Raw genomic sequence first — 19,828 nt, forward strand, 5'->3', positions numbered from 1 at the left:
TGGTTGGGAATTCAGAGCGATGTGGAATAACGTTTTCTTTTTGTTTGATATGGGGGAATTTGTTTTCGTGTGGACCCGGGGCGGGATTGGTCACACGGATGCCTGCGCGGCCGGGCGCCACTGATGGGCATTGCCCGGCGCGCCTGCGACGAATCGGATGTCGCTGAACGCCCTGAGAGGGCGCGTCGATCACGTCAACTCGTCTTGATCGGGCTGATTCGATAAACGATGTGCGTCCTGCACCCAGGCATGGAGCGCTTGCTCATATTTCGTCGGGATCGTAATCGTGAGCGTGGTGAGGTGCGTGACGTTGCCCGGTAGTTCGAGATACCGCTGCCACGCCTTGCGAACGAGCTGCGACATTGCCGAGCGGTTCATACCCAGTTTCGCGGCCAGTTCCCGCTGTGGGCGGCCCTTCACGAAAATCTCGTGCAGGGCCCATTGGTTCAACGGTTTGATCCGGGTATCTTGAAGCCGCAGCAGTCGGAACTGTTCGGCGGTCATGCGTCGCGTCTTCAGCATTCAGGGGCGCCCGGAGTTCGGAATGGAAGAAATGAGTGTCGCGCCGCACGAAGTCTTGTGACCGTCGAATGCGGCGGCCCGACCTTCGACGTTGAAGGCAGCGTCGCCGGCGGCAATCGTGCAGGTGCCGTGGATCGGACACGAACACGTGTCGCCGAAGCGCGCGACCGCCCGCCCCATGACCTTGCTGATTTCGGCGCCGGACTCGACCCGGCCGCCGTGGGTATGGCTGTCGCCTACCCGGATGATTCCTCGCATATGACTCGTCCTCTCGATGATTCGCGCGGCATCGGCGTTTTGCTCGCCACATGCCGCCGCGCTGGTTTGCATCACCACGAATAGCCTTGCATGCCGTAGTCGGTGTCGTGTCGACGTCCCCACCACGGGAGGTACGCGTTGTTGCCGCCGCGTGCGCGGAACCAGTCTTGGTCCGGATCGACCGGCGTGAGCTTCGACGGTGGTCCGACGACGACGGCGACGGGGTGCTCGGGGTCGGTCGTGCCGGCGACCAGGGCGTTGCCGCCAAAGTGGTTGATCCGGCCGATTGCGAGTGCGACGTCGGTCAACGCGCTGCCGGTTCCCATGTCGCCGAGGAGTGCTGCCGTGTTGAAGGTCTGATTCGTGTGGTCGTATTCCGGAAGGGTTTCGGTCAAGGTCTGCGCGAGCGAGACAACGCGTAACGACGCTGTGTCGCTGGGTACACCTGCGTCGTGGACGATGTAATTCAGGTCCGTGACCGCGACACCGGCATTGCGTGCTGCTTCGCCGATCGTGGCTTTCCACGCCTGCACGGCGCGTGTCGTGCCGACCTTCGGCGAAAAATCGTGCGTGTTGCCGGTTGCGGCCTTGCCGATCCACGCGAGCGGCTCGCGCTCGGTGTTGAAGTTCGGGCCGGCGAGGAACAATACGACGAGGTTCTCGTTGATCTGCGCATCCGTGGGCGGGAAGTTCGGGGCGTCCCAGTTCATCGCCCATACGGTCTTGTCGGGGTTCTTCTGTAAGTAGTCCAGCGCGTTGTTCAGCGATGTGAAGCCGGCGTTTGCACCGCCCTGAGTGATTTGCACGTCGGGAGGCGTGTCGCGGCTCCACATCGTCGGGAAATGCCGGTTGCCAATCGAGAACGTCTTTCGGATCGAGTCTTGCAAGTAGGTTTGCGAGTCGTCGATTTCGAGTCGATTCGGAATGGCAAGTTCGACACGAATGCCCGCCAGTTCGCGCCAGTCATTTTTATTGGCCGGGCTCACCGTGTAGAAATATTTTGGATTGGATGCATAGCGGGAGCTAAGCAGGAGCGGAAACTTGTACATGTACTTGTGGTAGAAGCCCTTGAATGTTTCCTCGCCCTCATTGCCGTAAACCAACGCCCCGATCGACTGAAGCGTGGAAAATGACTTCGGATCGGTGCGCACCATGTCGTCGTTCTTGTTCGGTGCGGCAAGCCCTTGCGTCCACAACAATTGCCATTCGGTCGGGTAGTCCATACGTTGCAATGGATTCAACCAAATCAGGCCGACCACCTGCGCGACGAATGGCTTAGCCGTCTCTTCAATTGCTGACGCCGCATTTCCTACAGGCTCCCGGGTAGATGTGGCATGTGCTGGACGCATCATGGCCGTTGTGAACAGAAACACCATAAGCGTCGCCAAGCCGGGTAATACACGGAATCGTTTCATTCAATCTCCTGTTGCGATGCGGCGATCACGTTGACACGCAACGTGCCGCCGCGCTGGTTTGCATCACCACGAATAGCCTTGCATGCCGTAGTCGGTGTCGTGTCGACGTCCCCACCACGGGAGGTACGCGTTGTTGCCGCCGCGTGCGCGGAACCAGTCTTGGTCCGGATCGATCGAAGTGAGCTTCGACGGTGGTCTGACGACGACGGCGACGGGGTGCTCGGGGTCGGTCGTGCCGGCGACCAGGGCGTTGCCGCCGAAGTGGTTGATCCGGCCGATTGCGAGTGCGACGTCGGTCAATGCGCTGCCGGTTCCCATGTCGCCGAGTAGGGCGGCCGTGTTGAAGGTTTGATTCGTGTGGTCGTATTCCGGAAGGGTTTCGGTCAAGGTCTGCGCGAGCGAGACAACGCGTAACGACGCTGCGTCGCTGGGTACACCTGCGTCGTGGACGATGTAATTCAGGTCCGTGACCGCGACACCGGCATTGCGTGCTGCTTCGTCGATCGTGGCTTTCCACGCCTGCACGGCGCGTGTCGTGCCGACCTTCGGCGAAAAATCGTGCGTGTTGCCGGTTGCGGCCTTGCCGATCCAGGCGAGCGGCTCGCGCTCGGTGTTGAAGTTCGGGCCGGCGAGAAAAAGCACGACGAGGTTCTCGTTGATCTGCGCATCTGTGGGCGGGAAGTTCGGGGCGTCCCAGTTCATCGCCCATACGGTCTTGTCGGGGTTCGCCTGCAAGTAATCCAACGCGTTGTTCAGCGATGTGAAGCCGGCGTTTGCGCCGCCTTGAGTGATTTGCACATCGGGAGGCGTGTCGCGGCTCCACATCGTCGGGAAATGTCGATTGCCGATCGAGAACGTCTTTCGGATCGAATCTTGCAAGTAGGTTTGCGAGTCTTCGATTTCGAGTCGATTCGGAATGGCAAGTTCGACACGAATGCCCGCCAGTTCGCGCCAGTCCTTTTTATTGACCGGGCTCACCGTGTAGAAATATTTTGGATTGGATGCGTAGCGGGAGCTAAGAAGTAGCGGAAACTTATACATGTACTTGTGGTAGAAGCCCTTGAACGTTTCTTCGCCTTCGTTGCCGTAAACCAATGCTCCAATGGACCGAAGTGACGAAAATTTTTCGGGCTTCGTGCGCACCATGTCATCATTCTTATTGGGCGTGGTAAGTCCTTGTGCCCACAGCAATTGCCATTCGGTCGGATAGTCCATGCGTTGCAGCGGGTTCAACCAGATTAAACCGACGACTTGCGCAACGAATGGCTTGGCCTGCTCCTCGGCTGCAGGTGCCGCCTTCACCGCAGGCTCTTTAACAGAGGCGGCTTGTGCCGGACGCATTACTGACGTGGTGAACAGAAACACCATGAGCGCAGCCAGGCCAGGTACAACAATGAAGCGTTTCATCCAATCTCCTAGTTCCAGATGTGCCGGATCGGGGTGCTCTAGGTAAGCCATCAGCATGGCCATGAGCACGACGGTAATCAGCCATGCCGAAACGGCAATAGCGACGCGCCGTGGCCATGTAGCGATTAGCGCCTTCAAATCACACCCCCGACCTTCAAATAAAGTTCTCCTTCACGTTGATCCGCGATCGCGCCGGGAATATTTCCTTCGCTGCCCTCGGTATGTACCCATTCATGCAGCGGCAAGTCGTCGAATTTTCCGCGTGAAAAATATTCGTAATACTTCTTGTTTGGATTGTCATCCGGAATACCTTCACCCATCCGCCAGTCCGCCTCGATACGCAACGCTTTGAGTTGCTTCTCCGTTACGTAGCACAAGCCCACCGCGACGTCATACGCAAGCGCCTTTTCGGCATGCTCGGGATTGGTCATCGTCGTTGAGTGATTCGTCGGGCTGTTGGTCGCACCGCGATCGAGCCAATCGACAATCTGTTTGTCGCGCCAATCCTTGTAGCCTTCGGGCATCGCGCTTTTGCCGTCCTCGCCGATCACGTGGCCGTCGCGATCGAGCCATTCCGAATTCAGCGTTCGGCGCGCTTCCATTCGCATCAGCGCGCGGTCCTCGTAACGTTGTCCGGCTTCGGTTGCAGCCGTGCCTTGGGCGACGCCGTCCTCGTTCTTTGCCTTGTACTGGTCGTAGGGGTCGTCGGCTCGCTTTTCTGCATCGGTCTTGCTCGCATCGCGCCAAGCAGCGGGCGGATCGTTGCCTTCGTTGAAGTCGCTGATCGCGTCGCCGTCCTTGGTCTCGACTGACTTGCCGAATCGCAAGGCCTTCGGCGGGAATGGCTCGTCAAGCGCCGGGGCATCCGCCACCACCGTCCAGCCCTTCGGCGGATCGGCGTTCACGCGGAGCATGTTCAATGCCGAACTGATGCCGGTTACGACGAACATGAGTGGCGCAGTCACGAGCGTCGCCGCCATGCCCAACACAGACTCATTCCCTCTGATCGCGCCCACCAGATTGAACTTGGCCGGCGGCGACGGCGGATACCAGAACCCCGGCTTCGTTCCTTGTTTGCCATGCCGCCAATCGTCCTCCCAGTATCGGTACGGTTTCTGCACGCCAACCGGAAAACCGGAAGCAAAGACCCGTTGCGTCAGGATGCCGGCCGCGCCGATATCGTCGAGTTCGTGCTTGCTGATACCGCGCCAGCCGATCCCTTGCACCGTCACCGCCGAAATCACCTGATCGTGCGGACAGCAATATGCGGTGACGCGGCCATACGTCGATTCATTCAGCCCGTGCCTCGCGCGATCCTGTTGCGCCGCATAAGACCGATTGCTGGTCGGCGAGACCCGCTTGTTTTCCATGTCCTCATCGATTTTGTCGGCAGGTTGTTCGTATGCTTTTCGAGCACCGATGATCGACAGGAATGTGCCGAACGTCTTCGTGCGCGCAGCGTAGGTTTGTCGTCCACGCCGGCCGCTGCCGTCCTTCGTCGCGCGTTGCGACCAGGTATCCATGAATGTGTCGGACTTGTTCGGGCCGTCAGCCTTGGCGAGACTGTATGGTGCGTTCGCCAGCACGTAGGCGTCTGCCACGCAGTGGCCCGAGCGCCCCCACGGATCTTCGACATCGGGGAATGCGTCGCCGAAGAACGCCGCAGTGAGGCCGACGATATTTCCTTGGCTGTGGCATACGACGGTAATCGGGACATCGGCCTGCATGCATCGGATCGACTCGATCAGCCTGGCCAAGCGCAACGCGGCGAGTACGCCATACGCTCGAGGCGGCGCGCGGTACAGCGGCCGATTGGTTGGATTGATGCCTTGCACGGTCATCCAGCCCATCGTTCGATCGTCCAGACCGCCGTGCCAAAGATCGGGCAGGCTGGCACAGCCGTTCGTGAACGGGCCGCCGCCCCAGTAGTCCTTCTCGTTGAGAAAGATCTTGTCGCCGTACTCCTTCAATTCCGCAGCAGTCGCGCGATAGCCCCATCGGAAATGAATGACGGGCGAGAACGACGGCTCGGGTTTGATGTAATTGTCTGCCAGCAAATCAGGGTTCAAGAACCCATCCGGCGTCACACTCTCCGTGTACTTCGCGGGCGTCAATTGCCCCGCATCGATACCGTGATACATCATCTGATCGTCCAGACGCCCGAGCCTGCGATTCAGGCCTTTGCATAGCCCATCCTCCGACGCCTCGAACCATTCGCCTTCGGAATTCACCCCATGCACGAAGATCACGATACCGGGCAAGGGCAATTGCTTGATGCAGATGAGCGGCGTGTTCTTCGCGAACATCGTCACGCCTTCGCCCCGGCCGACGACGATCGGCGGCGGTGCCGGCCGCGACACAGCTACGTCGTCAGCATTGACTTTCGCCGCAGGTTGGTCGCGATGAGCAGTCGCCATCAGCGGCGGGTCAAGAAATGAATCAGTCATGCAGTTTCCTTCGTGATCCTATGTATTGTTTTTGATGAACTGCACCGCCAGTCTCTCGAACTGGTCAGCATCGACGGCCGGAAGTTGGCCGGCCACATCGCTCGACAAGTTCGATAGCGGTCCGGACGACCTTTTGACCTCTCCCTCGAATCCAGCAGCCGCGTTGCCGTCGGTGGATCGGACCAGCTTCGGAACTCGACCAAGCGTGTCCTGACCAAACTTCGGCATATCCGCACTCATGCTCGCAGGCCCGTCCCACACATGCCCTGCCGACTTCACCGTGAATGTCCCCGGACATCCCAGTTCGATATCCCCACCGCGCAGCTTGAGATACGCCCCGCCGGACGTGACGAACACGACTTCATCGCTCGCCGTGCCGACGAGGTTTCCGCCACTGGCCGTCAACTGAAGGTTCTTCGCCGAATCGACCTGCGTATCGTCGTGCTGCGATTGAATCGTGACCTTCCCGTGATTCGCGATCGCCGACACGCCGTCGCCGTGCGCGAACATCGCGACGCCACGACCGGCATGCAGCTTGATGCGCTCGCCGCTGCTGACCTGAACGTGTTGCTGCGCGATCTGATCGATGTTCTCGCCCGCATACATGACGTGCGTTCTGGGCGTGACGTTGAGCGACCCCGACTGCGCGCCGAACGCGATCAACGCGGGTGCATCGCCGGTCGCACCGGGCCGCGCACCGTCAGGCGTCCAGTTGCGGAACGCATCGGCGACGTTGTCCTGACCGGCGGTATCGGCCGACTGTCCGCCATGCTCGCCGGCATAGTCGCCGAGCGATTTGAACAGCGCCGTGCATTCGTCGAGCAGCCGAATCAGTTCGTCTCGATCGAGCTGGCCGCCGGTAGCCCGTGCGCGCGCATAGGTCGACAACAGGATGCCCTGCGCCGCGCGCAGAGCCGCGGCGGCGTCGGTGCGCAGCTCGGCACCTTCGCCGCGATCCTTCCCGTGTCCGCTTTCGCGCGGCTGGGTCAGATAGCCGAGATTCAGTTGGGTATGCGCATGTTCGCTCGCCAGCTGCGCCGAGATTTGCGACGGCGTATCGTCGAGACGAAGCTGGTTGTAGCGCCGGCCGTTGATTTCCTTGGTCTTGATGCCCGACAGGAAGCGGTTGCCGGGGAGCGCGCCCGTATGGGTGAACGTGACGGGCGGGTTCGCGCCGTTGCTCAGTACTCCGATGATGACGAGCCGGTCCGGGTCGCCGGACAGACATCCCAGCAGCACTTCCATGCCGACGCGCGGCAGGAAGAGCGCGCCGAAGTTGCCTCCGGCGAGGCTTGTTCCGACACGAATCGGCGCACTGTCGCCGGCCCGGCCGTTCGTTCCGGCGCCTTGCGCATGCGCATGATCGGCCGGGTCGTGCCCGTGGATCAGCACGCGCACGCGGCCGGCCCCGTCGCAAAACACTTCCTCGCCCTGGGCGCCGACGATCGTGCCGGTCAGCAGGTGAACCGGCGGTACATCGACCTTCGGATCATAGGCGGGCTTCAGCGGCACGCCGCGTCGCACGCACGTGAAACGGTTTTCATAGCGCGTGTCGGTTTGCTCCGGCAGATCGCCAGGTGCCGGCGCAGCCGTTTGCGCGAGGTTCCGGCTCGCCGCGAACAACGTGTGCGCGCGGCCCGCGAGCGGCTTCGGCAGGTTGTTCCAGATATCGTGCCGAACCGACGTGACGACGAACTGGCGACGATCGGCCGGCCGCATGTCCAGCTCCGGGTCGCCCGTCAGCGTGAACCAGTGGCCGACGGGCAGGTCGCGTACGCTGCTGATTCCGTCGTAACGCTCGGCTTCGAACTGATGCGCCAGTATCCGGTCGCGCGTGATGCGATCGTGATCGCGCCATGAGTCGCCGACGTGCGGGATGTCGATCGCGGCGTCGGTCAGCAGGCGCGCAAGGTCGTTCCCGGCTTCGCCCTGGTCAAGGTCCGTGACAGCGGTGGAGTCATCTGCACGCGCTGGCTTGTAGTCCCAGGACGCGCGGCGGACCTGGCCGGGAGACACGCTCTGGCAGTGCGCAAAAAGCGTCACCGTGTCGCGTTGTTCGGTTCCGGCGTCGCGCGGGTGAAGCCGCAGCGTACCGGCCGGCGCTGCCTTCAGGCGATGCGGGTCGTCGCAGAACACGAGCGTATGAAGCGGCCACGCGTCGTTCATGCCGCGCGCGCCTCCGGCCGGCTCGGCCTTCGCGAAGACCGTGATGCCTTCCCGACGCAGCAGGCGCCGGATGAAACGAGCGTCCGACTCGTTGACCTGCCGCGTGAGTTCGCGCACCGGATAGCGATCGGCCTGCAATCCGGACAGGTCGAAATCGAATGCGCGCGTGAGTGCGTGGCTGCGCAGTTTCCACTCGTTCATCAGCGTCGCGAGAATCTCCGTCACGTGGCGCGATCGGAATACGCGGGCGTTGGTGCGACGGTCCATCAACGACAGCGCGTCACACACGTGCAATTGATAGACGGTCAGTTCACCGTCGGATTGACCGGTTCGCACTTCGCGCACGATCGCATTGATCGCACGCGTACTGCCGCGGTCGGTCGTCAGCCGGACCGATACGGGCAGGCCGAGAAACAGCGTCGGTGACAGATGATCGTGGCTCGACACGCAGGTCAGCTCGCCGTCGATGCCGGACATCAGGCCTTCGCGGATATCGGCGTGATGGAGCGCAAGCAAGTGGCCGACCGCGCGCTGCGCCCGGCCGAAATGGAGATCGACAGGTCGCGTGCTCCCGTCGGTCAGACTGGTCGCAAATTCCCGAAATGTTCTTGCTATCGACATCGCCATAATCTCATTGCTTTTTTATTGATTAGGATTTGTTTGAAATGTGGTCCTGTTTGAATTAAGGAAATCGGATCGAAAATTCGCGTCGAGAATATCAAGCTTGTCGGTCTTGATAAATGTATTTTTGTTTTTGTGTGGCTAGACGGCTGGTTTGAAACGGTATTTTTCTTTTTCTGCGATTTGGATGGATTTGAAAAGTCTTGTATTGATCCGCGAAAATGATGGGCGCAAGGTGGTTCTGTCGGATTGTGTGGTTGTCGTGCGGGCTGTTTTATTTAAATAAAATCGATTTGCGGATTTTGAAGATCAGATTCGTCTGATATCGAAGAAAATGGCGGCGTATTGCGTTAACGAAAAACGTGTGGACGGATTGCTTCGCGCCCGCTCGGAGCACATCTGCCGGTTGCCGGTCTCGTCATTTGCCGCCACCTGATCGGCGCGCGGCCGGGCGGCGTGCCGAACCGCGTTCATCGGTCGTGCAAGCGGCGTCGCCTGCGGGCCTCGCTGATGTCTATGAGGGATTCCCCCGTAACCGGGGAAGGCGCGCTGCTTCAACGCTGTCGCCGTTCGCACAGCGCTTCTCCACCGACCTTTCCCGCCCGCCGCCGCCGATTATTTGCGTTTCGCGAATGGCGCGTTCGCCGGTTGTTCCATACCCGATCCGCCTGCGCGCACCTATCGTTCGGGCGTCGGCTGATTGAATTCGACGCCTGCACCCGGAAAGAAGCCGGACAGGCGGCCGCCACTTCCTCGCGACTCACGTCGCGTCGCACACCCAAGACAACGGACCTGGCTGATGCGCGGACGCCCCGGCGCGCGCAAGCGGACCGATCCACGGAGACAGACATGAAAGCAAACGAGTGGGATACCTCCTATGAGTGGAAGGCGGTGACGCTGCTGGCGCTCGGCTTCGGCCTGGTCGGCCTCGACCGCTGGCTCATCGCGCCGCTGTTCCCTTCGATCATGAAGGACCTGCACCTGAGCGCGCAGGACGTCGGCAACTGCATCGGCGTGCTCGGCCTGTCGTGGGGCATCTTCGCGGCACTGATGGGCGGCATCTCCGACAAGGTCGGCCGCCGCAAGGTCCTGATTCCCGCCATCATCGCGTTCTCGCTGCTGTCCGGCTTCTCGGGCCTCGCGGGCGGCTTGCTCGGCCTGATCGCGATCCGCGGGCTGATGGGCGTCGCCGAAGGCTCGTTCTGCCCGACCAGCTTCGCGGCCACCGCCGACGCGTCGCACCCGCGGCGGCGCGGCCTGAACCTCGGGCTGCAGCAGAGCGGCTTCGCGCTGTTCGGGCTGGCGCTGTCGCCGATCATCGCGACCCAACTGCTCAACGTCGTGTCGTGGCGCTGGGTGTTCGCGCTCGTGGCGATTCCCGGGCTGATCCTCGGCGCGATCATGTTCTTCGTGATCCGCGAGCCGAAGCGCACGAAGGAGGTCGTGTCGGAGCACGCGCCGGCATCGCTCGGCCATGTGCTCAAGAGCCGCAACATCCTCGTCGCGATGGCCGCGCTGTGTTGCGCGATGACCGGCGTGTTCGTGCTCGGCGCGCTGCTGCCGCTGTACCTGACGGATTACCTTGCGCTCGGCACGCAGAAGATGGGCCTCGTGGTGTCGGCGATCGGCTTCGGCGGCTTTCTCGGGCAGTTCGGGCTGCCGGGCCTGTCCGACGTGGTGGGCCGCCGCCTCGCGAGCATCGCGGGCTTCGCCGGCACGGCGGTGATGCTCTACATCTTCCGCGGCCTCGGCCCGCAACCGGTCGTGCTGTTCGTTGTCCTGTTCGTCGCGTCGTTCTTCACGCTCGGGCTGGTGTCGCTGCTGTCGGGCCCCGTCGCGACCGAAGCCGCGCCCGTCGGCCTCGTGTCGACGTCGATCGGCGTGGTGGTCGGTTGCGGCGAGATCTTCGGCGGCGGCATCGCGCCGGCGATGGGCGGCTACGTCGCCGCGCACTTCGGGATCCAGAACATTCTGTGGCTGCCGATGGGGGCGGTGCTGCTCGGCATCGTGGTCAGCATGCTGCTGCGGGAGACGGCCCCGGCCGTGTTGCAGCGCCGCGTGGGCGTGCAGCCGGAGCTGTCGGCGGGCAAGCAGCCGTAACGTGCCGCGCGGACATGCTCGCGGCCGGCGGGATTGACACCCGTCCGGTGACAGTGTGACGCGTTCCGCATGACCCACCCGGCCGGCAGGTGCGGTTAGACTGCCTGTTTGGCTTTCGGGAAAGGTGCGGCATGGACCGGTTTCTGAGCATCGAGGCGTTCGTCAGGGTCGCGGAGGCGAGCAGCTTCGCGGAAGCGGCGCGGCAGCTTGGGGTCACCAGTTCGGTCGTGACGAACCGCATCCAGCAACTGGAGAAGTTCGTCAACGCGCCGCTGTTCCATCGCAGCACGCGCCACGTGCGGCTGTCCGAAGTGGGCGAGACCTTCTATCGCGAATGCGCGGAAGTCGTGGGGCGCGTCAACGAGCTGACCGACCAGATGCGCGAGCTGCGCGCGACGCCGACCGGGCGGCTGCGCATCCAGATGCTGCCCGGCTTCGCGCTCGATCACTTCGGCGTGCCGCTCGCCGAATTCAATCGCCGCTATCCGGGCATCCAGCTCGACATCATCGTCAATGACCGTGTCGTGGACCCTGTCGAAGAAGGGTTCGACATCGCGTTCCAGATCTTTCCGCCGATATCCGAGTCGCTGATCGAGCGGCGCCTGTTCGTGGTCCGACGCCTGTTCTGCGCGTCGCCGGCCTACCTCGATGCGTATGGTGCGCCACAACATCCGCGCGAATTGCTGCAGCACACCACGGCGCTGTATTCGGGTTATCCATCACGCAACCGCTGGACGCTGACGCGCGGCGACGAGGTCGTCGAAATGGAGCTGCCGGGCATGATCCGCTCGAACTCCGTGCACCTGCTGCGCGAGTACGCGCTGACGGGCGGCGGCGTCGTGTGCCTGCCCACGCTGGTCGCGAGCGACGCACTCGTCGCGGGCCGGCTGGTGCCCATCCTCACCGACTTCCAGATCGCGCCGCTGAGCTTCGCCGCCGTTTATCCCGCAACGCAGCGACAGGCGCTCAAGGTGAAGGCGCTGGTCGAATTCCTCGTCGAATACATCGGCGACGAGTCGCCGTGGGATCGTCCGCTGCTGGAGCGCGGCTGGGTTCGTTGAGCGAAGCGATTATTCGCGAAACGCAAATGCCGTAGTCGCGCTCCGTTGCCTTGTTGACGGGCGGCGTCGCCCCTAAAGTTGAATCCAACAAGCGGTTCAACTCAGGAGACAGCAATGACCGACACGGCATTCCACACCGTCTTTGGCTCGCTCGACGGCTACACGAAGGGCGAGATCGAAATCACGAGCGGCAGCGCAAAACACTACGCGTTCTCGAACGTCTTCGAGATCGCATCGAAGTCGGCGCCCTACGAAAAGGTCGTCGCCGGCAAGAACCTCGAATACGTGATCGAAGTGCTGCGCACCGAAGGCCAGTCGCCGTGGTTCGCGTGCGCGCACGACGAGTTCGCGATCCAGATGGATGGCGAAGTCCGCATCGACTTCATCAAGCTCGACAACCCGCCCGCCACCGACCGCGGCACCGTGAGCGCCGGCACGCAGCCGGCGGGCCGCGAGATGGGCTATGTCGTGCTGCGCAAGGGGCACCAGGCACTGCTGCCGGCCGGCTGCGCGTATCGCTTCGCCGCCAGCAAGCCGGGCGTCGCGCTCGTGCAGACCGTGCTCGGCGAGCTGTCCGTCGAGAAGTGGGCCGACATCTGCCTGCACTGATCGATTCGATCGCGAAGATCCAACTATTCCAGGAGACACGTTATGGCCACCCTCGAGACCCTCGATCTTTCCGCAGGCTTCGCCGCCGATCTGGTGCAGGCCACGCAAGCCGATGCCGTCACCGGTTACCGCCGCTTCCACCTCGGTGAATTCGCGTTCCAGCGCGACGAGTATTTCGTGAAAATCAGCTGGCCGGCGAAAGGCCAGACCCGCACGCACGCGATCCCCGCGGACGCATTCCTGCGCGCGATGATGCGCGACGTCGCATGGGGCTTCTTCTACGGCTGGGTGAATTTCGATCACGTGTTCGGCACGCGCAATCACTACGGCAAGGTCGACGTCTATGCGGGCACGTTCAACGGAATCCTGAAGGAAGCCGGCGTCGACTACACCGAGACGTTCGACACGCCGACGATCATGGCGACCTTCAAGGCGATGCTGCACGACTGGACCAACGAAGGCTTCGATCCGTTCGCGGCGCCGGAGGAAACCGGCACGGCGTTCGGGCGCAAGCACGGCGAGAACGGCGCGGCGATCGAACGCACGCGCATCGCGACGCGCCGCATGCCGGGTCTCGAAGGCGACTCGCCGCTGCGCGACGATCTGCCGGTGAACCGTGCGTTCGTCGACGTCGGCCAGGACGAGCCGGAAGTGCACGTGAAACCGGGCTTCGAAGGCGAGCTGCACGCGTTCAACCTGTTCAAGTACCTGTCGCGTTCGGACGTGACGTGGAATCCATCGGTGACCTCCGTGTGCGGGCGCAGCCTGTTCTGCCCGACCACCGAGGAATTCATCCTGCCGGTATTCCACGGCAACGACCGCGTCGAATGGTTCCTGCAACTGTCCGACGAAATCGTGTGGGACATCGGCGACAAGAACACCGGCGCACCGCGCGCGCGCGTCACGATGCGGGCCGGCGACATCTGCGCGATGCCCGCCGACATCCGGCACCAGGGCTACTCGACGAAGCGTTCGATGCTGCTGGTCTGGGAAAACGCGACGCCGAACCTTCCGCAGCGATACGAGAGCGGCGAGCTGGCGCCGTATCCGATCGAGTTCTGAGCCGCGCCGGCTCGCACAAGCACACCATCGAGGACGATTCATGCAAACCCAACTCTTCATCGACGGCCGTTTCGTCGACGCCGTCGAGCGCGGCACGATCGACGTGCTCAATCCGCACGACGGCTCGCTGATCACGAAGATCGCCGCCGCCACCGCGGCGGACGTGGACCTCGCGGTCGAAGCCGCGACCCGCGCATTCCCGAAGTGGTCGGCGATGCCGGCGGCCGAGCGCGGCCGGCTGCTGCTGCGCCTCGCCGACGCGATCGAAGCCAACGCGGAGGAACTCGCGCAGCTCGAATCGCTGGACACCGGCCACCCGATCCGCGATTCGCGCGCGCTCGACGTGCCGCGCACGGCCGGCTGCTTCCGCTACTTCGGCGGCATGGCCGACAAGCTGCAGGGCTCGGTGATCCCGGTCGAAACCGGCTTCCTGAACTATGTGCAGCGCGCGCCGATCGGCGTCGTCGGCCAGATCGTGCCGTGGAATTTCCCGCTGATGTTCACGAGCTGGAAGATGGGCCCGGCGCTGGCGGCAGGCAACACCGTCGTGCTCAAGCCGTCGGAAATCACGCCGCTGTCGACGCTGCGCATCGTCGAACTGATGGCGGAAGTCGGGTTTCCCGAAGGCGTCGTCAATATCGTTCCCGGCTACGGTCATACAGCCGGCCAGCGTCTCGCCGAACACCCCGGTGTCGGGAAGATCGCGTTCACCGGCTCGACGGCGACGGGCCGCCGGATCGTCGAGGCCTCGCAGGGCAACCTGAAGCGCGTGCAGCTGGAACTCGGCGGCAAGGGCGCGAACATCGTGTTCGACGACGCGAACCTCGACGCCGCCATCAACGGCGCCGCGTGGGCGATCTTCCACAACCAGGGGCAGGCGTGCATCGCGGGTTCGCGTCTCGTGCTGCATGAGCGCATCGCCGACGAATTCCTCGAGCGCTTCGTGTCGCTGGCGTCGTCGATCCGCGTCGGCAACCCGCTGGACCCGGACACCGAGATGGGCCCGCTGACGTCGAAGCAGCACCTCGACCGCGTGCTGTCGTTCGTCGACGTCGCGCGCGAGCAGGGCGGCCGCGTGCTCGCGGGCGGCAGCGTGCCGCAGGACGCGGCACTTGCGAACGGCTACTACGTGCGCCCGACCGTCATCGAAGCGAAGAGCGCCGCCGATCGTGTTGCGCAGGAGGAAGTGTTCGGCCCGTTCGTCACCGTGCTGCGCTTCGGCAGCGACGAGGAAGCGCTGTCGATCGCCAACGCGACCGAATACGGGCTCGGCAGCGGCCTGTGGACCAACGATCTCTCCCGCGCGCACCGGATGGCGTCGCGGATCGACGCGGGCATGTGCTGGATCAACTGCTACAAGCGCGTCAATCCGGGCAGCCCGTTCGGCGGCATCGGCAAGTCGGGCTACGGCCGCGAGATGGGTTTCGAGGCGATGCACGACTACACGGAAGCGCGCTCGGTGTGGGTCAACGTCGACGGCAAGGTGCCGCCGCACTTCAAGCGCTGAGGCCGAGATGGAGCGCTTCGTCTATCAGGGAACGCCGTCCCGCGTCGTGTTCGAATGGGGCGCGCTCGAACGGCTGCCGGACGAGTTGTCCGCGCTCGGCGCGCAGCGCGCGCTGATTCTGTCGACGCCCGAGCAGCAGCCGCTCGCCGAACGCGTCCGGGCCGTGCTCGGCGAGCGTGCGGCCGGCGTGTGCGCGCAGGCCGTGATGCACGTGCCGGTCGAGGTGGCGCGGGCCGCGCGCGAGATGGCCGCCGAGCTGGGCGCGGACTGCTGCATCGCGATCGGCGGCGGCTCGACGATCGGGCTCGGCAAGGCGATTGCGCTCGAGTCGTCGCTGCCGATCCTCGCCGTGCCGACGACTTACGCGGGCTCGGAGATGACGCCGATCTTCGGGCTCACGGAAGGCCGGCTCAAGCGCACCGGACGCGATGCGCGCGTGCTGCCGCGTACGGTGCTGTATGACCCGTCCCTGACGCTGTCGCTGCCGCCGGGGATTTCGGCGGCGTCGGGCGTCAATGCGATGGCGCATGCGGTCGAGGCGCTCTACGCGGAAGATGCGAACCCGGTGATCAGCCTGATGGCCGAGGAGTCGATTCGTGCGCTCGGCGAAGCGCTGCCGGCGATCGTGCGCGCGCCCGACGACCGCGAGATGCGCAGCCGCGCGCTGTATGGCGCATGGCTCGCCGGCACGTGCCTGGGTGCGGTCGGCATGGCGCTGCATCACAAGCTCTGTCATACGCTCGGCGGCACCTTCAACCTGCCGCACGCACAGACGCACGCCGCGATGCTGCCGCATACCGCGCACTACAACCATGCGGCGGCGCCCGACGCGCTGCGCCGAGTCGCGCGGGCGCTGGGCGGCACCGACGCGGCCGATGCCGGCCCGCTGCTGTTCCGGTTGAACCGGCAACTGGGCTTGTCGGCGGCGCTGGCCGACATCGGAATGCCGGAAGCGGGCCTCGACGAAGCCGCCGACCTCGCGTGCCGGAATCCGTACGCGAATCCGCGGCCGATCGAACGCGCGCCGATCCGCGAGTTGCTTCAGCATGCGTGGGAAGGGCGCGAGCCGCAGTGAGCGGTCGGCTGCACACAAAGGAGACGAACGTGACGAATGATCATCATGATGACGGCGATACACGGTTGACCGAGCAGGTCGTCGCCAGCTTCGACGGTACGCCGAACCCGCGCTTGCGCGTGCTGATGCAGAGCCTCGTGCGGCACCTGCATGCGTTCGTCCGCGAAACGGAGCTGACCGAGGCCGAGTGGATGGCCGCGATTCGCTTCCTGACCGAAACCGGGCAGATGTGCGACGACGTCGTGCGCCAGGAATTCATCCTGCTGTCGGACACGCTCGGCGTGTCGATGCTGGTCGATGCGATCAACCATCGCTTCGCCACCGGTGCGACGGAAACGACCGTGTTCGGCCCGTTCTACATCGAGGGCATGCCCGAGCGCGCGTATGGCGAGAACATGGCGTTCACGCCCGGCACGCCGGTCGTCGTGCATGGCCGCGTGCTCACTACCGACGGCGCGCCGGTGCGGGACGCCGTGCTCGACGTGTGGCAGACCGCCGAGAACGGCATGTATTCCGGGCAGGATACGGCGCAGCCGCACGGCAACCTGCGCGGCCGCTACCGGACCGATGCGGAAGGCCGCTACGCGATTACGACGATCCTGCCGGTCAGCTATCCGATTCCGACCGACGGCCCGGTCGGCAAGATGCTCGATGCGACCGGCCGCCATCCGTGGCGGCCCGCGCACCTGCATTTCATGATCGACGCGCCGGGTTATCGCAAGCTCGTCACGCATCTGTTCGACGAGAACGACGCGTATCTGCAGTCGGATGCCGTCTTCGGCGTGAAGCCGTCGCTGATGGTCGCCTATCGCCCGCGTGCGGCGGGTGACGAGCTCGCGCGTCGGGTCGGCTTGAGCGGCCCGTATCGCGAGGCGACGTACGACTTCGTGCTCGACCGGAGCTGACCGACATGGCGCGATTCTTTGCGGTGTTCGCGACGGACCAGCCCGGGATGCGCGAGGTGCGCGACCGCGTGCGGGCGACGCATCGGACCTACCTGCGTTCCGCCGCGCAGCACGGCGTGTATGTGCGGCTCGGCGGGCCGACGCTCGATCCACAGGGCGATGCGATGAACGGCACGCTGCTCGTCGTCGAGGCGGACGACATCGATGCGGTGATGCAGTTCGTCGGCAACGATCCGTATGTGAAGGAAGGGCTGTTCTCGCGGGTCGAGGTGCGTCCGTGGGACTGGAGCCTCGGCAATCCCGAGCGGAGAGCGTGAGTCATGGGTGCCACGCAACTCTGTCGCTTCGCCGATGTGCCGGATGGTGGCGCGCGGGTCGTCGATGAGGCGTGCATCGGACGCCCCGTCATCGTCGTGCGGCGCGGGGAGCAGGTGTGGGCTTACGTGAATCGTTGCCCGCATTTCTCGGTCCCGCTCGATTTCGTGCCGGGCAGCGTTTCCTGTTATCGATCTCAGGTGCTGATGTGCGCGCATCACAGCGCGCTGTTCCGGTTCGACGACGGTGTGTGTATCGACGGGCCGTGTTCGGGTGCCGGGCTGGAAGCCGTGGCCGTCGAGGTGGATGCGGCGGCGTGGGTGATTTGCCGGAGCGCCTGAATCGGCGGAAGGGCCGATCGCATCAGGCTGGATGAAATCGGAAATGCGCGGGATTTCATTCGTTCCAGTCAATAAGTAAAACTAAATAAATTTCATTATGCCGGCCCGGATGCAAGCCTGATCCGGGTGGGGGAAGGTGTTGTTTCACGAAGCATGGGCGGATTGTTCGCGACGTGGCGGGCGACCGGCTCGAATTTCAAAAAAAGACGGAGACGCAATGAAGCTCAGGTTTGGAGTATTCGCGATGCTGGCCATCGCGCAGGGTGCGTACGCACAGAGCAGCGTGACAATGTTCGGTCTGATCGACAGCGGCGTCTCGTACGTCAGCAACGAGGGCGGCGGGAAGAACGTCAAGTTCGACGACGGCATCTTCACGCCGAACCTGTTCGGCTTTCGCGGCACGGAAGATCTCGGCGGCGGATATCACGCGACGTTCGCGCTCGTGAACCAGTTCTCGATGGCGAACGGCAGCATCATCGGGACCGGGATCTTCGGACGTAATGCATACGTGGGCATCGAGAGCGACCGGTTCGGCAGCGTCAGGCTCGGGAATCAGTACGACTTCATGGTCGATTCGCTGTTTGCGAAGGGGAATGCGATCTCGATGGACATCTCGGGGCTGTACGGATTCAGGAATGGCCCGTTCCAGCGTCTCGCGCTGCCCGGTAATCCGACCGGCGCGTTCGACTGGGATCGCACGGCAGGCAGCAAGCCGGTCGCGAACTCGGTCAAATACAGTTCGCCGATGGTCGCGGGGTTTTCCGGTGGTGTGATGTATGCGTTCGGCGGCGTGGCCGGTTCCATCGGCGCGGACAATGCCGTGAGCGCGGGCTTGAACTACGAAGTCGGCGCGTTCGGCATCGGTGCCGCCTATACGAACGAGAAGTATGGTCCGGCGCCCGGCACGCCGTCGACCAGCGTGCGCAACTGGGGTGTCGGGATGCACTACGACTTCGGTGCGGTGAGCGCGAAGGCACTGCTGACCACCGTGCACAATTCGTTCAACGATGCCGGCGTGTGGATGGCCGAGGCCGGCGGCGTGTGGCGGATCAGGCCGGACGTGTTTCTCGGCGCGAAGTACATGTACATGAAGGGCAACGAAGCCGTGAACGACAACCATGCGCATCAGGTCAGCGTCGCGCTTCAATACCTGTTCACGAAGCGGACGATGGTCTACGTGTCCGCCGATTATCAACGCGCGAACAGCGGCGCGAACGCGCAGATCAACGGCGTGCTCGATCCGAACGGGGCGTCGAGTTCAGCGAGTCAGGCGGTGGCGCGCGTCGGCCTGCATACGATGTTCTGATGGCGTGGCGGGCGGGACCGGCGTCGCGGTCCGCCCGCCAACCGGCTAGCGCGTGGCTGCGGCCGCCTCCTTGGCCTTGTCCTGTTCCGCCGCCAGCGCCGCATCCGCCGCCTGCGCGCGCTGGATCGCCGGGCGCGCCAGCACGCGATCGATGTACGCGCGAATGCGCGGCGTTTCGGGTACCAGCTTGAACATCGTCGTCCAGTTCAGTGCCGAGCCCCACAGCACGTCGACCGCCGTAAAGCGTTCGCCCAGCAGGTAGGGCCCTTTCGCCAGTTGCGCATCGATCCGCATCATCACGGTATCGAAGTCGCCGTACGGCGACGTCGAGTAGGCGGCGGGCGGGCGATTCATCGAGCGGTCGACGATGGCCGGCTCGAGGCACGAGCCATAGAACGTCATCCAGGTCAGATACGGCCCGCGCAGCGAATCGCCCGGCGCCGGCGACAGGCCGGCTTCCGGATACAACTCGGCCGCGTACATGTAGACGGCGGCCTGCTCGGTGACGATCACGTCGCCATGACGCAGTGCGGGAACCTTGCCCAGCGGGTTGATGCCGAGGTAGTCGGCTTCGTGATGTTTTCCGGTGGAGAGGTCGAACGCGTGCAGTTCATAGTCGGCGCTCAGTTCTTCCAGCAGCATCCGCGCGCCGGCCGAGCGGCTGCGCGGGGAGTGGAACAGGGTCAGGTGACGGTCTTGCGGCATCGCGGG

General features: G+C 63.7%; 18 protein-coding genes. 11 read left to right on the forward strand and 7 right to left on the reverse strand.

Going from position 1 to position 19,828, the window contains the following annotated elements; translation table 11 throughout:
- Positions 1-189 precede the first annotated feature (189 nt).
- The 6 genes from NQV17_RS25915 to NQV17_RS25940 form a co-directional block, all read right to left on the reverse strand.
- Positions 190-504, reverse strand: coding sequence for a TrfB-related DNA-binding protein (locus tag NQV17_RS25915; RefSeq protein ID WP_124523316.1), 315 nt, complete (start codon positions 502-504; stop codon positions 190-192).
- An 18-nt stretch (positions 505-522) separates the two neighbouring features.
- Positions 523-780 carry a PAAR domain-containing protein gene (locus NQV17_RS25920; protein ID WP_257774452.1) on the reverse strand — a complete coding sequence of 86 codons (258 nt, stop codon included), beginning with the start codon at positions 778-780 and terminating at the stop codon, positions 523-525.
- A 71-nt stretch (positions 781-851) separates the two neighbouring features.
- Positions 852-2,195 (reverse strand): virulence factor, encoded by a 1,344-nt coding sequence (locus NQV17_RS25925; protein ID WP_257774422.1) that lies wholly within the window; start codon positions 2,193-2,195, stop codon positions 852-854.
- A 63-nt stretch (positions 2,196-2,258) separates the two neighbouring features.
- Positions 2,259-3,602, reverse strand: coding sequence for a virulence factor (locus NQV17_RS25930; RefSeq protein WP_257774423.1), 1,344 nt, complete (start codon positions 3,600-3,602; stop codon positions 2,259-2,261).
- A 134-nt stretch (positions 3,603-3,736) separates the two neighbouring features.
- On the reverse strand, positions 3,737-6,049 hold the full coding sequence (locus NQV17_RS25935; protein ID WP_257774424.1) for a hypothetical protein: 2,313 nt from the start codon (positions 6,047-6,049) through the stop codon (positions 3,737-3,739).
- A gap of 18 nt (positions 6,050-6,067) precedes the next feature.
- Positions 6,068-8,731, reverse strand: a complete 2,664-nt coding sequence (locus NQV17_RS25940) for a type VI secretion system Vgr family protein (RefSeq protein ID WP_257774425.1) — start codon at positions 8,729-8,731, stop codon at positions 6,068-6,070.
- Between NQV17_RS25940 and NQV17_RS25945 the strand changes: the two genes are divergently transcribed.
- From NQV17_RS25945 to NQV17_RS25995, 11 genes are all read left to right on the forward strand, one after another.
- Complete coding sequence (locus NQV17_RS25945; protein ID WP_257774455.1) at positions 8,645-8,896, forward strand: hypothetical protein; 252 nt, start codon at positions 8,645-8,647, stop codon at positions 8,894-8,896. The genes NQV17_RS25940 and NQV17_RS25945 overlap by 87 nt on opposite strands.
- Before the next feature lie 789 nt (positions 8,897-9,685).
- Complete coding sequence (locus NQV17_RS25950) at positions 9,686-10,936, forward strand: MFS transporter (RefSeq protein WP_257774426.1); 1,251 nt, start codon at positions 9,686-9,688, stop codon at positions 10,934-10,936.
- Positions 10,937-11,067: 131 nt separating this feature from the next.
- The gene (locus tag NQV17_RS25955) at positions 11,068-11,997 is read left to right on the forward strand and encodes a LysR family transcriptional regulator (protein WP_257774427.1); all 930 of its coding nucleotides are present in this window, start codon (positions 11,068-11,070) and stop codon (positions 11,995-11,997) included.
- A gap of 114 nt (positions 11,998-12,111) precedes the next feature.
- A complete protein-coding gene (locus NQV17_RS25960) occupies positions 12,112-12,606 on the forward strand; it encodes a hydroxyquinol 1,2-dioxygenase (protein WP_257774428.1) in 495 nt (164 codons plus the stop codon).
- 42 nt (positions 12,607-12,648) lie between these two features.
- Entirely contained in the window at positions 12,649-13,668 is a 1,020-nt protein-coding gene (locus NQV17_RS25965; RefSeq protein ID WP_257774429.1) for a hydroxyquinol 1,2-dioxygenase, read from the forward strand.
- Between the two features lie 40 nt (positions 13,669-13,708).
- On the forward strand, positions 13,709-15,175 hold the full coding sequence (locus tag NQV17_RS25970; RefSeq protein ID WP_257774430.1) for an aldehyde dehydrogenase family protein: 1,467 nt from the start codon (positions 13,709-13,711) through the stop codon (positions 15,173-15,175).
- Positions 15,176-15,182: 7 nt separating this feature from the next.
- Positions 15,183-16,250 (forward strand): maleylacetate reductase, encoded by a 1,068-nt coding sequence (locus NQV17_RS25975; protein WP_044848340.1) that lies wholly within the window; start codon positions 15,183-15,185, stop codon positions 16,248-16,250.
- 29 nt (positions 16,251-16,279) lie between these two features.
- The gene (locus NQV17_RS25980) at positions 16,280-17,155 is read left to right on the forward strand and encodes an intradiol ring-cleavage dioxygenase (protein ID WP_044848368.1); all 876 of its coding nucleotides are present in this window, start codon (positions 16,280-16,282) and stop codon (positions 17,153-17,155) included.
- Between the two features lie 5 nt (positions 17,156-17,160).
- Positions 17,161-17,472, forward strand: a complete 312-nt coding sequence (locus NQV17_RS25985; RefSeq protein WP_044848341.1) for a YciI family protein — start codon at positions 17,161-17,163, stop codon at positions 17,470-17,472.
- Positions 17,473-17,475: 3 nt separating this feature from the next.
- A complete protein-coding gene (locus NQV17_RS25990; protein ID WP_044848342.1) occupies positions 17,476-17,811 on the forward strand; it encodes a Rieske 2Fe-2S domain-containing protein in 336 nt (111 codons plus the stop codon).
- 217 nt (positions 17,812-18,028) lie between these two features.
- Positions 18,029-19,117, forward strand: coding sequence for a porin (locus NQV17_RS25995; RefSeq protein ID WP_257774431.1), 1,089 nt, complete (start codon positions 18,029-18,031; stop codon positions 19,115-19,117).
- Between the two features lie 45 nt (positions 19,118-19,162).
- Here the strand turns inward: NQV17_RS25995 and NQV17_RS26000 are convergent, their stop codons facing one another.
- Positions 19,163-19,822, reverse strand: coding sequence for a glutathione S-transferase family protein (locus NQV17_RS26000; protein ID WP_257774432.1), 660 nt, complete (start codon positions 19,820-19,822; stop codon positions 19,163-19,165).
- Between the last annotated feature and the right edge of the window lie 6 nt (positions 19,823-19,828).

This window comes from Burkholderia sp. SCN-KJ, assembly GCF_024656005.1.
In the GTDB taxonomy this organism is placed as follows: Bacteria; Pseudomonadota; Gammaproteobacteria; order Burkholderiales; family Burkholderiaceae; genus Burkholderia.

Bases quoted from the DNA above. Each gene is read 5' to 3' on its own strand.
- NQV17_RS25915 (WP_124523316.1), bottom strand. From the start codon at position 504: ATGACCGCCGAACAGTTCCGACTGCTGCGGCTTCAAGATACCCGGATC.
- NQV17_RS25920 (WP_257774452.1), bottom strand. From the start codon at position 780: ATGCGAGGAATCATCCGGGTAGGCGACAGCCATACCCACGGCGGCCGG.
- NQV17_RS25925 (WP_257774422.1), bottom strand. From the start codon at position 2,195: ATGAAACGATTCCGTGTATTACCCGGCTTGGCGACGCTTATGGTGTTT.
- NQV17_RS25930 (WP_257774423.1), bottom strand. From the start codon at position 3,602: ATGAAACGCTTCATTGTTGTACCTGGCCTGGCTGCGCTCATGGTGTTT.
- NQV17_RS25935 (WP_257774424.1), bottom strand. From the start codon at position 6,049: ATGACTGATTCATTTCTTGACCCGCCGCTGATGGCGACTGCTCATCGC.
- NQV17_RS25945 (WP_257774455.1), top strand. From the start codon at position 8,645: ATGATCGTGGCTCGACACGCAGGTCAGCTCGCCGTCGATGCCGGACAT.
- NQV17_RS25950 (WP_257774426.1), top strand. From the start codon at position 9,686: ATGAAAGCAAACGAGTGGGATACCTCCTATGAGTGGAAGGCGGTGACG.
- NQV17_RS25955 (WP_257774427.1), top strand. From the start codon at position 11,068: ATGGACCGGTTTCTGAGCATCGAGGCGTTCGTCAGGGTCGCGGAGGCG.
- NQV17_RS25960 (WP_257774428.1), top strand. From the start codon at position 12,112: ATGACCGACACGGCATTCCACACCGTCTTTGGCTCGCTCGACGGCTAC.
- NQV17_RS25965 (WP_257774429.1), top strand. From the start codon at position 12,649: ATGGCCACCCTCGAGACCCTCGATCTTTCCGCAGGCTTCGCCGCCGAT.
- NQV17_RS25970 (WP_257774430.1), top strand. From the start codon at position 13,709: ATGCAAACCCAACTCTTCATCGACGGCCGTTTCGTCGACGCCGTCGAG.
- NQV17_RS25975 (WP_044848340.1), top strand. From the start codon at position 15,183: ATGGAGCGCTTCGTCTATCAGGGAACGCCGTCCCGCGTCGTGTTCGAA.
- NQV17_RS25985 (WP_044848341.1), top strand. From the start codon at position 17,161: ATGGCGCGATTCTTTGCGGTGTTCGCGACGGACCAGCCCGGGATGCGC.
- NQV17_RS25990 (WP_044848342.1), top strand. From the start codon at position 17,476: ATGGGTGCCACGCAACTCTGTCGCTTCGCCGATGTGCCGGATGGTGGC.
- NQV17_RS25995 (WP_257774431.1), top strand. From the start codon at position 18,029: ATGAAGCTCAGGTTTGGAGTATTCGCGATGCTGGCCATCGCGCAGGGT.
- NQV17_RS26000 (WP_257774432.1), bottom strand. From the start codon at position 19,822: ATGCCGCAAGACCGTCACCTGACCCTGTTCCACTCCCCGCGCAGCCGC.